The organism is Nocardia sp. NPDC059229, assembly GCF_042754165.1.
GTDB lineage: Bacteria > Actinomycetota > Actinomycetes > Mycobacteriales > Mycobacteriaceae > Nocardia.
Genome location: NZ_JBHZAK010000008.1, coordinates 335,247 through 349,177 on the forward strand (window position 1 = coordinate 335,247; position 13,931 = coordinate 349,177).

The window sequence follows — 13,931 nt, forward strand, 5'->3', positions numbered from 1 at the left end:
AATCTGCTGGTGATTCGGCCACGCAATGCCAATCGGGCACGACGAACACACGGGAATGCGCAATGACGACGAATGAACTCCTTGTACAGCAATTGATTTCAGCAATCACTGCTCTACCGGGAGTTCACTCGAATCTCGGGCGTCATGCACCCAACACCGGAGTTCTCAGACGCTCACTCAGATGCACCAGACGACACTGCCGAGGGGAACACACCACGTAGCTGATCCGAACGATCCGTCGACCGGAGTGGCGGAGGGCGACGGGGGCGCCGTGGCAATCGAATCAGCAGTGGCCGCCGGCGCGGCGAGGACGAGCAGGGGCGCGGCAATAACTGTCGCGGCAAGGGTTTTGATGATCTTGCTAGACATTTTGCTTCCTTACAACGAGCTTTATGACGTCCGGGTACTAGGCGGCGCTGCCGAGCTACCGGACCGGGTCTGCGAGTGCGTCACATGCCGAATCGACTTTGCGACACCCGATTCGCTCTTTGATGAAGTTCATGATGCGTCCCGACAGGAACGCGCATTCTCGCCGGCCGACAGCTGCAGTATCGACCAGACCGGACCAGACGTCATTTGGTACCGAGAAAGACGCCAGTATCAGCTTACCGCTGGCTACCAGAACACTGAAGTCGGTCACTGCCTTGCGACGGGTGCGTCTACTTGTGGTCGATGCGGCCGATCGGATCGGTGGTCTGCGCGAGATCGGCCTGCGCCTGTTTCCATGCCATGTCATCGATTCCGAGGGCGCTGCGGAGGTAGGCCCACGAAGCCTTGCGGATCAGCGCGACGCGGTCGGGGCTTTCGTCGGTGGTGTCCTTGGCGTTGTAGCCATGGATTCCGCCCAGTGAATGATCGCCTCCGAAGATGGTGAGCAAGCTTTGGGCTCCAGGGCTGTAGGCGTAGACGTCGGTGAACCAGTCGGGGCCGCGGGTCGAGAGATGAGATTGATCGTGATCGCCCGCGACCACCAGGGTCGGTGTGGTCAGGTTGTCGAAGTTTGGGTTCATGAAGGAGAAGTTCTCAGCGGCGAACGGGGTCAGAGTGTCGCCGCCGAGGCCGGTAGTAGCAAGCAGGACACCGGCTTTCACCCGCGCATCGGTCAGGTCGGGTCCTGGCTGCCCGTCCGCGGCGAGGACGCGTGCGCCGAGCAGCATGCCGACGGTCTGTCCGCCCCAGGAATGTCCTGCGACGGCAATGCGGTCGCGGTCGATGCGTTCGTCGAGCCCTGGAATCGCGGCAACGATCCGGTCGAGCTGGTCGAGAACCTGCGTGACGTCGCGGACTCGGACGCGCCAGATGTCCGGGTAGCGGGGATCAGCCGGAGTGAGGCCAAGGGTCCGTGAATCGAGAAAAGTGGGCTGCACGACGACGAAACCGTTGGCGGCCCAGAAGTCGACCAGCGGGTCATAGGAGGACATCGACTCGCCGTAGCCGTGGGCGAGCACGACGATCGGCAGACCGGCGCCGACGGTGGGTGCGGATATGCGCACCTGCAGGTCGTCGCCGCGTTCGAGCGCGGGCAGGACGACCGGTTTGACGCTGATGATCGGGGTGGTCAAGGCGGGCACGGCGCTCTGGGCGGCAGTGTCTGGTCCGGGCATGGGGTTTCCGTTCGATAGCGATGAGCGCTCCGCCGTGGCGGGGTGAGAATCCGCGCAAACCGCGGATATACTCAAGCGGAGCACTGTTCCGAATATACGGAGCAGTGCTCCGCTTGGCAACCGTTGCCGTGAAGAAGGGAAATCACGTGGGCGCACGCGACGAGCGAATGCCGGCCGCCGCGAGTTCGGCCAAACGCGCCGACGCACGACGGAACGAGCGGGCCGTGCTCGATGCCGCGGCATCGGTGTTCGTCACCCATGGCGTGGACGCACCGGTACGCCAGATCGCCGCCGCGGCGGGCGTCGGCATGGGCACGATCTACCGGCACTTCCCCACGCGAGCGGACCTCGTCGCGGCCGTCTTCCGGCATCAGATCGACGCCTGCGCCGAGGCCGGACCCGCCCTGCTCACGGCGGAGTCCTCACCCTTCGCCGCACTGCGTCGATGGGTGGATCTGTTCGTGGACTTCCTGGTGACCAAGCATGGACTCGCCGCCGCGATGCGCAGCGACCCCGACAGCTTCACCGCCCTGCACACACTGTTCCTCGACCGACTCGTACCGGTGTTCGACAGTCTCCTCACCGCCGGCCGCAACGCCGGCGAGATCACCGCCGACGTCTCCGCCTATCAGCTGCTGCGCGCGATCGGCGACATCTGTGCGGGCGCAGAGATGGTCGACCCGAACTACGAGGTGCATCTCACCATCGGCCTGCTGCTCGACGGGTGCCGGCGGTAACGACCGCGAAATTCGAAGGTGCACAGCCACATCGGGTCACGCATCGCCACTGCCACCGCGCCGCAACCATCCGATACGCGCCAAATCCTCGCGGCCCCGAGCAATTCTGGGCTACCGGGTATCACGCACCATCGTCATAGGAACACGGATCTCACCGCCAGGCTCGAAATGCAGGACAACCATGTCCTGATTCCAGTCGATGCGCGGCTCGGTGCTCCAACCGAGCGGTATCGTCACGACGTGGCCGCGCGGTACCCCGCCGTCGACCAACCGTCCGAGCCAGACTTCGTAGCGGTCGAGATCCATCGGGCTATGCACTCGTTTCACCGCGGCGGCGTAGTTGTCGGCCGACGCTGCCGGGTACGTTCGAACCGTATCGGTGCGATGCATGAACAATCCGGCTGCCGCTACCGTCGTAATAACCACCCCGCCAACCAAACCGACGATCAGTCCGAGGAACGGTCGCCTTGCCGACCTTCGTGCATTCACCGCATCCCGGGACGGCGTCGGTTTCGTCATGGGCTCATCATGCCGTGGCAGACATCGTCTTGCCGCGGGATCGTGCCAGCTGTGGGTTCATGCTGGTCAGCAGCGACATCGAGAACTCACCATGACATCCCAACGCCAAAATCCTGCCTTACCGCGTACCGCGCCGACCGAACCGGCCAACGCGGACCGGTCGACGACGAGACCGACTGCGGCGCAGGAATATCCACCTCTGCCGATGAGCGCGCTCGGTATGCATCAGATCGCCCAGCGCGCCCTCATGGAGTCAACGCCTATATGAGGCGAACGTCTATGGTGGCCAGACCGAAGATCTTGCGCCCCCCGGACTTCGCGGTGAGAACGACTGTGGCGGTTCTGGTTTCTGGGTCGATCGACTTGATCCGGCCGGTGAACTCCACGTCCCCGGCCGAGGCGACTCCTACGACAGTGTAGTTCGACAGCCGGGCTCCGTACCGGATGACGGCACCGGGGTCGCCGAGCCAGTCAGTGACAAACCCCGCCCCCAGGCCCATGGTCAGCATGCCGTGTGCGATCACATCGGGAAGGCCGGCCAATGAAGCGACTTCCTCGTTCCAGTGGATCGGATTCACATCACCGGCGACTCCCGCGTAGTTCACCAGGTCGCCCCGCGTCAGTCGGACGGTCCGGGCCGGTAGCTCGTCGCCGACGGCGACGTCCTCGAAACGGATTGCTGTGCGCGGCAAACGTGTTCGCGATACCTGCGAATGTCGGGCGGCGGCCTGTGCAGGCTGATCGGCCAGTGGGTGTCCGGCGTGTGGCGCCGAGGCTGCGGGCGAGGGTGCGGGTTCCAAACCGCTCATGATCACACCCTCGATGGCATCGCCGATGTCGGCATCGACGTCATCGCCGGTGATGCCGACGATCGTGGTGTGCATGATCTGCACGATCTGGCCGGACTGGTCGGTGAATGTATTGGTGACGGTGAGCAGGTCCTTGCCTGCGACACGGCGAACCGAGGCCAGTTCGACATCGCTGATCAATCGGTCACCGGCCAGGACAGGCTTGTACATCTCGAAGACCTGGTCGGTGTGCACGAACATGTCGTAGCCTGCAAGAACGTTCTCGAGCAGAGCTCGATTGGCCCGCATCGCCACGATCGAAGCGAACGTCGCCGGCGCGACCAGCCCGGCAAACCCGAGTTCATTGGCAGCGGACTCGCTCCAGTGTGCCGGATGGGAGTCCTGGACAGCTCGCGCGTATTCGCGAATCTTCTCCCGACCGACCTCGTAGTAGTCATCCACGCGATAGCGATAGCCGATCAGCCCGGCCACATCGAATGCTGCTTCCATCAAGCCTCCCCTTCATCGTTCGACCAACCTCAGATCCGGATCCGCAGCGCCGAATTCATGAGCGGGCACCACTCTTCCACAGGACAGCACGCTTGCTGAGGAGAACAAACGGTCTTGCCGACGAGTCGGCCGATGCCTCAGCACAGGGCCTGAAGCACATCCGCCCATGGCGTATCCCGCGCGGTTCGAATCGGCCAGGGCGAGCGCGGCCGACAGCAAGAACAACTGCGGCCCAGGACATCCTCTTCTGCCGATGAGCGTGTCATGGCTCGGTCGGGTTGATGAGGTCCAGCTATGCCATCACATGGCTTCGGAATCATCGAGGGAGTCGACCCACCGCTGGTATTCCGGGTTCACGAGTCGGATGCAGGTACCGCTGGAGAATCCAGCGATCTCGACCAGCACTTTCGCCATCCACCACCGAACTGTGGGAATCGATCCGGGTGACACGCGCGTCGGAGCGCCCAACGCGGACGTCGCTCGATCGCACATTTCGCCAAAGTAGGCGGCGAGTGCCGAGCGGTGTTCCACATCCGAAGCATCGACCACATCGGTGAATCGGATCGATATGTACTTCACGTAGTCGCCGATCTCGGCGTAGGCATACGGTTTCTGCACGTCGAGGTGCGTAACCAGGGTCGCTCCCGAACCGGGCCGGATCTGAGCATCCCAGCCAACAAGTGCGCTGAACAGCTCTAGATCCGTCTCCGACCATGTCCAGTCGAAGCCCGCAGCAACTCCGAGAATCCTTGCGCCGCCGTCGATATCTGCATTCACGGACAGCAATACTGCTAGCGAACGCACGGTCGCCTGCCAGCTTGAAGGGACCACCACGTTGTCAGTCGTGGGACCACCGACAGCGGGTGGTTCACTGAGCGAACATGTTCCAGATCCGTTGTGCGGACCGATCATGGCGAGAGCAGCCGGACGTTCCATAGGTAGCGGAGTTCAGGGTGTTCGCGGGAGCGTGGATGTGGTTTCGGCTGCACCGATGAGTTTCGGGTGGATCCGTAGTCGATACGGCTGGATACACCGACAGCGGTGGGCCTGTGCGGGGAGCGTTCCGGTGCGGGAGGAAACACATGGAGGCAATGATGAGTGTCGACGACCTCGGGCACGAGTGCACGATCCTGACGGGTGAGCAGGAGCCGCGGGTGAGCGGTGCCAGGGTGTTGGTGGCGGGGGCGAGCATCGCCGGGCCCGCGCTGGCCCACTGGTTGCGCCGACGGGGAGCCGAGGTGACCGTAGTCGAGCGAGCGCCCGAACTGCGTCCAGGCGGGCAAGCGGTGGACGCGCGCGGAGTAGCCAAGGAGGTCATCCACCGGATGGGTCTGGACGCGGCGGTGCGCGCGGCCCGCACCGAGACCGCCGGCGCGTACACCGTGGACGCGGACGGGAACGTGCTGGAGACCTTCCACGCGGACGACGACGGTGGCGACGGGTTCATCGCGGAGATCGAGATCCTGCGCGGGGATCTGTCCCGGGTGCTCTACGACGACACCCGCGCCGGTGTCGAGTATCTCTTCGGCGACCGGATCGCCGAACTCACCCAGGACGCGGATGGGGTCGACGTGAGTTTCGCAAGCGGCGACCGGCGCCGCTTCGATCTGGTGGTCGGGGCGGACGGGCTGCACTCAGCGTTGCGCGCGATGGTCTTTGGGCCGCACGAGCGGTTCCTCCGCCACCTCGGGCACGTGCTGGCCTTCTACAGTGTGCCCAACGAGTTCGGGCTGGATCGCTGGCTGCTCGAGTACCAGGAGCCCGGGCGCTCGGCCCTGCTGCGCCCCATTCAGGACGCTACGCGGGCGATGGCCATGTTCTACTTCGCCGTGGCCGACTTCGACGTCGACTACCGTGACGTCGAGGCCCAGAAGCGCCTGCTGCGTGAGCAGATGGCGGGCCTGGGCTGGTTGACCCCGGACATCCTGGCGCATCTGGACGACACCCCGGACTTCTACCTCGACCAGGTCGCCCAGGTGGTGATGGACCGCTGGTCGATCGGACGGGTGGGGCTGCTCGGGGACGCGGCGTTCAGCTCATCGCCGATGTCCGGGCAGGGCACCGGGTTGGCTCTGGTCGGCGCCTACCTGCTGGCCGGTGAACTGGCCGCCGCCGGATGGGATCCCGCGGCCGGATTCGCCCGCTACGAGGCGCGGATGCGGTCGTTCGTCGAGGCCAACCAGGAGATCGGCCGGTTGAATGCCCGCAGCCGCGACGTCCCCGGGCCGGACGCCGAGCCGGGTCCCGATTTCGCCGGCGAATGGTTCACCGAACTGCTCGAGCGCGCCATCAACGGCGTTGAGCTGCCCGACTACTCCGGGGTGCCGGACACCGGGGCCCCATCCGGACCGGCGATCATCTCCTCGGCCAGGCCGTAGCGGTCATACAACGCGTCGAGCGGGGACGACGCTTCGGTAGGCCACCGCCCGGGCCGGTTCGGCTCATGCCGCTGGTCACGCATTCGGGAACGCGGCCTCCACCAGCCGAACGTGCGATAACTTGTTCCACTTCTGCACTGCGTCCGGTGGTCCCAGGACTGGCAACGTAGTGGTCCTACAACGGTGGCAAACGACACCTGCCATGCGGAGCGCGGCTGAGGGCAGCAGAAACCCCGCAGAACGCACTACTTTGCCGCTTGCAACGCCTTTCGGGCCGGGCAGGGCGCGGCGTCTGCTGCTCGAACTCTACTGAGACAGACGGGCCGCAGCGTGGTTACGGATGCAGTAGTCCGCGACCGCGCCATAGAGGGGGCTGCTGCACGGATAGGTGACAACCGAGTTGGCTTGCCCGTCGGGCGGGCTGGAAGGATGTCACTGTGCCCAAGCCGTATCCCCGTGAGTTCCGCGACGACGTCGTCCGTGTCGCTCGCAATCGCGATAACGGTGTGACCCTCGAACAGATCGCCGCGGATTTCGGGGTGCATCCGATGACGTTGTCGAAATGGATGCGCCAGGCCGATGTCGACGGGGGGACCAAACCGGGCACCAGCACCAGCGAGTCGGCCGAACTGCGGGCGGCGAAACGGCGAATCCGGTTGCTGGAGCAGGAGAACGAGGTCCTCAAACGAGCCGCCGCCTATTTCGCGCAGGCGAACCTGCCGGGAAAATGACTCTTCTATGGGGTGCTGTCAAGCGGTCTCCATGGCGGATTGCAGTTGCCGGAAGACGGCGCGGCAGACGTAGCGTTTGAGGTTGCGTCGGATTTCTCGGGGTGACTTTCCTTGTGTGCGAGCGCGTTCGGCGTAGGCGCGGGTGTTGGGATCGAAGCTGAGTCGGGTTTTGACGATGATGTCGAAGGCCCGGTTGAGTTGGCGGTCACCGCCGCAGTTGAGTCGATGTCGGACGGTGTTGCCTGAGGATGCCTGCTGTGGGGCGACGCCGGCCAGAGCGGCGAAGGCCGATTCGGATCGGATTCTGCCGTGGTGGGAGTAGGCGCAGCAGATGATGGCCGCCGTCACCGGCCCGATGCCGGGGGTGTCCTGTAGCCCCGGCGCGACCCGTTCGACGAGTTTGCCGAGTATGGCGTGGTTTTCGCGCAGCTGCTTGTCGTGATCGGCGATCGCACGTGCTAATCGCCGAGCCTCGGTGCGAGCGATCCTGGTGGCGGGGTCGCCGACGGTGGCGCGCCAGGCCGCGATCGCGGTGATCTGCGCGGCGGTGAGGGGTCGGCGGGCGTCGATGCCGAGGTCGACGGTGCGCAGCAGCGCGGTGAGCGCGTTGCGGGAGGCGGTGCGCTGAGTGTCGAGCAGCCGCCCTGCGGTGAGCAGGATCCGCAGATCGTTGCGGTCGCCATTCGCGCGTGGCGAGGCGACGCGTGATGCGTCCTGTCCCAGAACAGATCTGGCGGCCGACTCGGCATCGATGCTGTCGGACTTTCCGTTGACGGCTTGTTGCTTGCGGGAAGGTGGTCGGACTTCTCCGACCGGTATGCCCGCCGCTGCCAGGGCGGTAGTGAGCCCGGCTCCGTAGGAAGCGGTGCCCTCGACCGCGGCGAACACCGTGCCCGTGGTGCGGCGGCCGATCCAGGCGATAGCCCGCGCGAGTCCAGCACGGTGGGTGGGGAATTCACCCGAGGCGGTGACAGCGCCGGTGCGGGTTTCGATGATGACGAACGTGTGGGTGCGGGCGTGGGTGTCCGCCCCGATCACGTAGTCGTAGTGGTCGGCGATACACGCCATTCAAGGAATCCTCTCGGTGGTCGGGCCAGCAGGTGGCGCTGGACGGGGTCGCTCGGAGGCACCTCTGTAACGGGTCACGCCCGAAAGGGGCGGACAATCTTCTGATCAGGCCATCCGGGTGGGCAGTCCAACGCCCGGCCCGCCGCGCGGACAAGTCATTTTCAAGACACCCGCAGATCGGGGTCGGATATACCCGGAGTCACGCGCGACGAGCCGGAGCGTCAGCCTGCCAGCCGATCTCAGACCAGCCACGACCATTACAGATCTACCCGCTCGTCCGCGAGCTGGCCGAGGGCGGAATCCCCGTCACGGTGACGTGCCGGGTGCTGGAACTGGCCCGCCAGCCCTACTACCGCTGGCTGGCCGACCCGGTCACCGACGCCGAACTCGACCAGGCGTATCGGGCCAAGGCCCTGTTCGACGCCCACCGCGACGACCCCGAATTCCGCTACCGATTCCTCGCCGACGAGGCCCGCGCCTCCGGTGAGCCGATGGCCGACCGGACTGCGTGGCGGATCTGCTCGGCCCACGGCTGGTGGAGCGTGTTCGGCAAGAAACGCAGCGGCAAGGGCACAGTTGGTCCGCCCGTCCACGACGACCTGGTCCGCCGCAACTTCTCCGCCAATGCCCCGAATCGGTTGTGGCTCAGCGATATCAGCGAACACCGGACTGCTGCGGAGGGCAAGCTCTACATCTGCGCGGTCAAAGACGTCTACTTGCCGCATAGTGCGCGGATCGGAACGGTCGGGTTAGTCCGGAGAATGCTTTCCACAGCGACTTCTTTCGTCTCCTCCAATCCCGCTGAACGGGCCCTGTCACGGCGTGGGATGGATTCGATCCGGTGGTGGGAAGTGATCGGGTGTGTCGTCGGTCAGTGAGTAATACTCGAGGCCGATTAGCTTTCCTTCCTGAACGAACAGGAGGATTCCTCCGTCGTCGGTCACGGCCTCTATAACCGGATTGGCTACGTTCGGAGCGGTGGGTGCGCTCGGGCCGACCATGAGGTCGATAGTCGGGCAGCCGCAGTGACACTTCCCGACGACCTTGGCCGTGAGCACCTGTGCTCGCAGTTCGACAGCGCCCGGGAAATCTCCCTCCAGCATGGCGCGCAAAGCGTCCTGCTCGTTGACGGTCAGTTCTCGTTCCACGGCTCAAGTGTGGTGGATGGAGTCTGGACGTCCAGCGCGATCGACCGGACGGTCGGCCATCGGTCGTGATCGCGACCCTACGGCGCGGTGCGAAGAACGTCCGCAACTGCCGCATACCGCGCTGACCGAACCGGCCAGCGCGGGGCGCCGGCGGCCGGAACCGCCGAATGCCGGATGGAGTCTTATACCCGGGGATGGCCTCATGGGGGGCTTTGCGGATGCGTGGTCAGGCAGGTTGGTCGGCGGCGAGGAAGGGGGTTATGAGGTTGAGCAGTTCTTGCGGACGGTCCAGCGGGATGATGTGGCCACAATCCGGAATGACGTGTCCCGCAAGGGTATCGGCGATAGGGCGTAGCTGCCGCTCTAGTGCGTCACCGACCGGGTGGGCGCCGATCGCCAGGGTGGGTGTGGTGAGTCGGTCGGCTGCCACGGCGTGATCGATCTGTCGTGCGCTGGTCGGTAGTGCCCGGTAGTAGGAGAAGGCGCAGCGTAGGGCGTCTTCACCGGTGTAGGCATCGACGAATGCGTCGCGGATATCGGCCCGCACACCTCGGCCACGGGTGCCGGTGGTGAGAAACCATTCGACATACTGTGCCTCGTGGCCGGGCAGGACCGTTTCGGCGAGACCGGGGACGGCGTGGAAGCCGAACCACCACGGCGGACCCGCGGCGAGGAAGTCCTCGGCGCCGGGGAGCGTGCCCAGCAAGGCTTCCATGACCACCAGCCGTCGCACCCGGTCGGGGTGGCGCAGGGCGAGCAGGACCGCGACCGGGGTGCCGGCATCGATCGCGACCACGGCCGCGGTGGGTTCGCCGAGGGCATCGAGGATCCCGGCCGTATCGGCGGCCAGCGTGGTGGCGTCGTAGCCGTCTGATGCACGGCTGGTGGCGCCGAACCCACGAAGGTCCGGGGCGATGATCCGGTAGTGCTCGGACAGCGGGCCGATGATCTCGCTCCACAGTCGCCAGGTGTGGGGAAAGCCGTGCAGCAGAACGACTGCGGGGCCGGCGCCGGCGATGGCGACGTTGGCGCGGATGCCGTTGGTCTCTATCCGGCGCAGCTCGATAGGGGCGGTTTGCAGCGGTGGTGTGTGGGTCATGGGACCTCCTTGCGGTTACCATTGGTTACCAGGAAACGGTAGGTAACCTCAGTTAGGCTCCCAAGAAGGCACTTCGGCTACAGGTGGTGAGGTCCAGGTGACTACTCGATCAGCGCACGCGAAGACGCCGGTTCGCGGTGATCTGTTCGATTCCCAATGCCCGACACGGCAATTGCTGGACCGCATCGGCACCAAATGGACGTCGATGGTGGTCAAGGTCCTCGCGCAGGCCGCCCCTGGGGAGGTGCGGTTCGCCGAGCTGCGGCGGCGAATGCCCGGTGTATCCCAGAAGATGCTGTCGGTGACCCTGCACAACCTGGCCCGCGACGGTCTGGTCACCCGTCGAGTGGAGCCGACAGTGCCACCACGCGTGCACTACCGGCTCACCGAACTGGGCTTGTCCCTGGAGATCCCCTTGGCGGCTTTGCGCACCTGGGCCGAGGATCATATGGCCGAGATCGACCGCGCCAACACCGTCAACGACGCACAAGCCGACCCAACCGCCCACGAATAGTTACCCAACACACGCTATGCCGCTGATCGTGCTGGTCGAGTCGCGCTAGTCGCAGGTGGGCAGGCACCGCTTCACCGTTCAGTGGAGGCCGGGCCTTTTCACGAAGTCCGCTGTGCAGCAAGCCGGTTCGGGATCGAATGGGCTTGCGACCTTGCGGTGGTTCGGTTTCGTGGCCGCGCTGGTGCCGGATACCCGTCCCGAGAAAAGTCGAGACACTAGTTGGCGGATGGAAACTAGTTGATTATGCTGCGATCGTGAGCGACGCATTGACACCACAGGACGCACTCGACATCGCCTCGGCCACCACTCGTCGAGCGCGCAGCGCGCCGGCCCGGCCCCGTTGGGTGCCAACGGTGGGGGCGCTGCTGTGTTTCGGCTCGTTCTTCCTGATCGGCGACGCGGTCGCCATGCCCATCGATCGCGCGATCACCGTTCGCGGGGTTGCCGGAATCGTTGTGACGGTTGCATTCGGTGCCTTCGTGGCGTGGGTGCTTCGAGAATGGCGCAACGGTGGTGTCGTTCCCCGGTCCCTGGCCGAGCAACCGGTGCAGCGATGGAAGCGAGTGGCTTTGGGCTGGCTTCCGCCATTTGTCGGCGTCACCCTGCTCGGTGCCATGCCCGGATGGATGACTATCGCGGCCGCTGCGATCATGGGCGCATGGATGTGGTTCCAGCTGACCCAACCACGGGCCGCGTCGTGACGGAGCTGAGCGAGCTGCTGGGTTCGCTGCCGCGCCTGAAAGTGGTTGCGTTTCTGGACGGATGCCGCGAGGCCGAGTTCGGCATGATCACCGACCTGTGCGAGATGAACAAGTCCACGTTGTCGAAGGCGATGACCGTCCTCGAGGCCGGCGGATATATCACGATCACGAAGGGATATGTCGGGCGGCGGCCCAAGACATGGCTCGCATTGACCGACCGCGGCCGCACGGCCTATCACGAACACTTGAACGCCCTCACCGCACTCGCACAACAGGCACGGAAGGCGTCGGGCGAGCCGGACTCACCGTCTGGTAGATCCTGATCGCGCTGGGAAAGAAGTGCAGCTGTGGGCTGATGGCGGGATGTCGCACCAGTGGTCTTCCGCCGAATAGCCAGGGACACATCCAGGCCCGCGGCGATCCGAAGCCTGATCTGCCGAACGCACTATTCTGCCGCATACCGCGCTGACCGATCCGGCCAGCGCGCGGGGAGTCGGAAGATCAACGGGCAGAGCGCCGTACGAACGCCGGCGGTGCGCGCTCATGCCGATGAGCGGGCGATGCGCGGCTAGCATTACCGTCTGGTTGCAGTTGGTGTTCCCTCCGGCACCTGGGTCAGATGGTCCAGGTGATCGGGTAATTGGCGTACGTCGCGGTCTCAGCTGTGAACGTCACGCCAACGGCTCCGAGATCGTCGCGCGCTCTGACCCTCATCTCCTTCAGCTCGTCCATCTGCGCCGCATGCTCTTCAGAATCCCATATACTCACCTGGGAGAGCGAGCCTTCAGGGGAGACGCCCGCGTACCAGTGAAGAAGGCCCGGCAGTCGCAGGATTGCCGGGATCAGGTATTCCGAGGTCTTCTTGTCCGCAGCGACGACCGCCTCGTACAGGCTCGGATCGAAGGTGACGCGCCCGACGCGGACGACGGCAGTTGCCGGCAACGACTCTGTCATCGCGTTCGATTTCCTCTCGGCAATGCTGGAAGATCTTTCTTCCCAGACGATCCCACCGTCAGGGCCTATAGATCAATATCGATCTTCGGAGCGACCGATAAACCAGGCTTATCTGTTGTGGCGCAAGCGACCCCGATTATCGGCTCGCGCGGGCTGGCCGTCGACGGAACCGACCACTGTGCCGGAACATCCGCTACTGCCGCATACCGCGCCGACAGAACCGGCCAGCGTGGGGCATCGGAAGATCAACTGGCCGTGCCGATCCGAGGCCGGCGCAACGTCCGCACCGATTACAGGATGGTTCGGTATGTGGGCACCACATAGTGTCAATTTGCCAATACGCGCAGGTATCGGCGCCGGTAGAAGAGTTGCGCGAGAAGCAGAATCGGGAATCCCGCTCTCCACCTGCCTGAGGGTGCAGCGCGCGTCAACGATCGCAGTGTGAGGTATACCGTGCCGTCGGGATCCAGGTGGACGATGAACGCCTCCTCACCGGAAACTGGGTGCCCGTGAAGGGTGCCGTAGGCGAATCCGCGCCGGTTCGGCAGGTCGACCACCTGCACCACCCGCACCGGTTCGTGCACCATCATTGGTCCGAAACCGGCGGAGATCCGATAGTCCATACCCTCGGCTGCCTCGGTATCGGGTCTGACCCGGAAACCACTGCGGCGCTTGACCCCCCAGTGCAGGACCTCTGCGGACACACGATCCCAGAATTCCCTTCCGTGCCCTATCGCCACCGTTCGGGAGTACTGCCGGAAGCCGGAGGGGGGTTCTCCCCACTGTGGATCCGCTGGCCGTGTATCCCCGACTTCGCTGTAGGTGAGTCCCATGGTCACTGCGGCTTTCTGGTCGTTCCGAGGCGTTAGTCCGCCACATGATCACGATAGGCAGAATCCCCGTCACCACAACTGCGCCGCTCCGATACCGTCAGACGGCGGGGAAACGCCCGGAACTGTCGCATGCCGCGCTGACCGAACCGGCCAGCGCGGGGCATCGGAAGATCAACTGGCCGTACCGATCCGAGGCAGGCGAAACGTCCGCTACTGCCAAGTTTCGGACGACCGGTGCAATCCCGCACAATCGGGTCTGTCCAGATAACGGTGTAGCTCGGGTTGATTGGGTTATTTCCGTCCGGCGGTGAGTCGGCCTTCGAAGGTGATGTCGAAGGCGTTCAGCG

17 protein-coding genes are annotated in these 13,931 nt (G+C 64.8%); 7 read left to right on the forward strand and 10 right to left on the reverse strand.

All coding sequences use genetic code 11. The annotated features are described in order from the left end of the window. Positions 1-177: 177 nt before the first annotated feature. Both ACFXHE_RS20995 and ACFXHE_RS21000 read right to left on the reverse strand, forming a co-directional pair. Positions 178-369, reverse strand: coding sequence for a hypothetical protein (locus ACFXHE_RS20995; RefSeq protein ID WP_379385341.1), 192 nt, complete (start codon positions 367-369; stop codon positions 178-180). A 290-nt stretch (positions 370-659) separates the two neighbouring features. Continuing rightward, positions 660-1,604, reverse strand: a complete 945-nt coding sequence (locus tag ACFXHE_RS21000) for an alpha/beta hydrolase family protein (RefSeq protein WP_379385343.1) — start codon at positions 1,602-1,604, stop codon at positions 660-662. Positions 1,605-1,771: 167 nt separating this feature from the next. Here ACFXHE_RS21000 and ACFXHE_RS21005 point away from each other — a divergent pair, with 167 nt between their 5' ends. After that, positions 1,772-2,341, forward strand: coding sequence for a TetR/AcrR family transcriptional regulator (locus tag ACFXHE_RS21005; RefSeq protein WP_379385407.1), 570 nt, complete (start codon positions 1,772-1,774; stop codon positions 2,339-2,341). 111 nt (positions 2,342-2,452) lie between these two features. On the opposite strand, the gene ACFXHE_RS21010 is transcribed toward ACFXHE_RS21005, so the two are convergent. From ACFXHE_RS21010 to ACFXHE_RS21020, 3 genes are all read right to left on the reverse strand, one after another. Further along, positions 2,453-2,860, reverse strand: a complete 408-nt coding sequence (locus ACFXHE_RS21010; RefSeq protein WP_379385345.1) for a hypothetical protein — start codon at positions 2,858-2,860, stop codon at positions 2,453-2,455. A 260-nt stretch (positions 2,861-3,120) separates the two neighbouring features. Then, a complete protein-coding gene (locus ACFXHE_RS21015) occupies positions 3,121-4,158 on the reverse strand; it encodes a fused (3R)-hydroxyacyl-ACP dehydratase subunits HadA/HadB (protein WP_379385347.1) in 1,038 nt (345 codons plus the stop codon). 300 nt (positions 4,159-4,458) lie between these two features. Beyond that, the gene (locus tag ACFXHE_RS21020; protein ID WP_379385349.1) at positions 4,459-4,935 is read right to left on the reverse strand and encodes a DUF6301 family protein; all 477 of its coding nucleotides are present in this window, start codon (positions 4,933-4,935) and stop codon (positions 4,459-4,461) included. A gap of 317 nt (positions 4,936-5,252) precedes the next feature. On the opposite strand from ACFXHE_RS21020, the gene ACFXHE_RS21025 reads away from it, so the two are divergent. After that, positions 5,253-6,536 (forward strand): FAD-dependent monooxygenase, encoded by a 1,284-nt coding sequence (locus tag ACFXHE_RS21025; RefSeq protein WP_379385351.1) that lies wholly within the window; start codon positions 5,253-5,255, stop codon positions 6,534-6,536. Positions 6,537-6,973: 437 nt separating this feature from the next. Further along, positions 6,974-7,267, forward strand: coding sequence for a transposase (locus tag ACFXHE_RS21030; protein WP_379385353.1), 294 nt, complete (start codon positions 6,974-6,976; stop codon positions 7,265-7,267). An 18-nt stretch (positions 7,268-7,285) separates the two neighbouring features. Here the strand turns inward: ACFXHE_RS21030 and ACFXHE_RS21035 are convergent, their stop codons facing one another. After that, positions 7,286-8,335 (reverse strand): IS110 family transposase, encoded by a 1,050-nt coding sequence (locus ACFXHE_RS21035; RefSeq protein ID WP_379385355.1) that lies wholly within the window; start codon positions 8,333-8,335, stop codon positions 7,286-7,288. 311 nt (positions 8,336-8,646) lie between these two features. Between ACFXHE_RS21035 and ACFXHE_RS21040 the strand changes: the two genes are divergently transcribed. Then, on the forward strand, positions 8,647-9,213 hold the full coding sequence (locus ACFXHE_RS21040) for a hypothetical protein (RefSeq protein ID WP_379385357.1): 567 nt from the start codon (positions 8,647-8,649) through the stop codon (positions 9,211-9,213). On the opposite strand, the gene ACFXHE_RS21045 is transcribed toward ACFXHE_RS21040, so the two are convergent. Continuing rightward, the gene (locus ACFXHE_RS21045; RefSeq protein WP_379385359.1) at positions 9,151-9,483 is read right to left on the reverse strand and encodes a hypothetical protein; all 333 of its coding nucleotides are present in this window, start codon (positions 9,481-9,483) and stop codon (positions 9,151-9,153) included. The two genes, ACFXHE_RS21040 and ACFXHE_RS21045, sit on opposite strands and share 63 nt — an antisense overlap. Positions 9,484-9,709: 226 nt before the next feature. Further along, positions 9,710-10,582 carry an alpha/beta fold hydrolase gene (locus ACFXHE_RS21050; protein WP_379385361.1) on the reverse strand — a complete coding sequence of 291 codons (873 nt, stop codon included), beginning with the start codon at positions 10,580-10,582 and terminating at the stop codon, positions 9,710-9,712. Positions 10,583-10,679: 97 nt separating this feature from the next. Between ACFXHE_RS21050 and ACFXHE_RS21055 the strand changes: the two genes are divergently transcribed. The 3 genes from ACFXHE_RS21055 (at position 10,680) to ACFXHE_RS21065 (ending at position 12,120) form a co-directional block, all read left to right on the forward strand. Continuing rightward, a complete protein-coding gene (locus ACFXHE_RS21055) occupies positions 10,680-11,096 on the forward strand; it encodes a winged helix-turn-helix transcriptional regulator (RefSeq protein WP_379385363.1) in 417 nt (138 codons plus the stop codon). 353 nt (positions 11,097-11,449) lie between these two features. Next, positions 11,450-11,797: a hypothetical protein gene (locus ACFXHE_RS21060; protein ID WP_379385364.1), complete on the forward strand. Its 348-nt coding sequence runs from the start codon at positions 11,450-11,452 to the stop codon at positions 11,795-11,797. Further along, positions 11,755-12,120, forward strand: coding sequence for a transcriptional regulator (locus ACFXHE_RS21065; RefSeq protein WP_379385366.1), 366 nt, complete (start codon positions 11,755-11,757; stop codon positions 12,118-12,120). The genes ACFXHE_RS21060 and ACFXHE_RS21065 overlap by 43 nt, the downstream gene beginning before the upstream one ends. Before the next feature lie 292 nt (positions 12,121-12,412). Here ACFXHE_RS21065 and ACFXHE_RS21070 read toward each other — a convergent pair whose 3' ends face one another. Next, entirely contained in the window at positions 12,413-12,751 is a 339-nt protein-coding gene (locus ACFXHE_RS21070; protein ID WP_379385367.1) for a hypothetical protein, read from the reverse strand. Between the two features lie 326 nt (positions 12,752-13,077). Continuing rightward, positions 13,078-13,584, reverse strand: coding sequence for a DUF1990 family protein (locus ACFXHE_RS21075; protein ID WP_379385369.1), 507 nt, complete (start codon positions 13,582-13,584; stop codon positions 13,078-13,080). Positions 13,585-13,931: the final 347 nt, after the last annotated feature.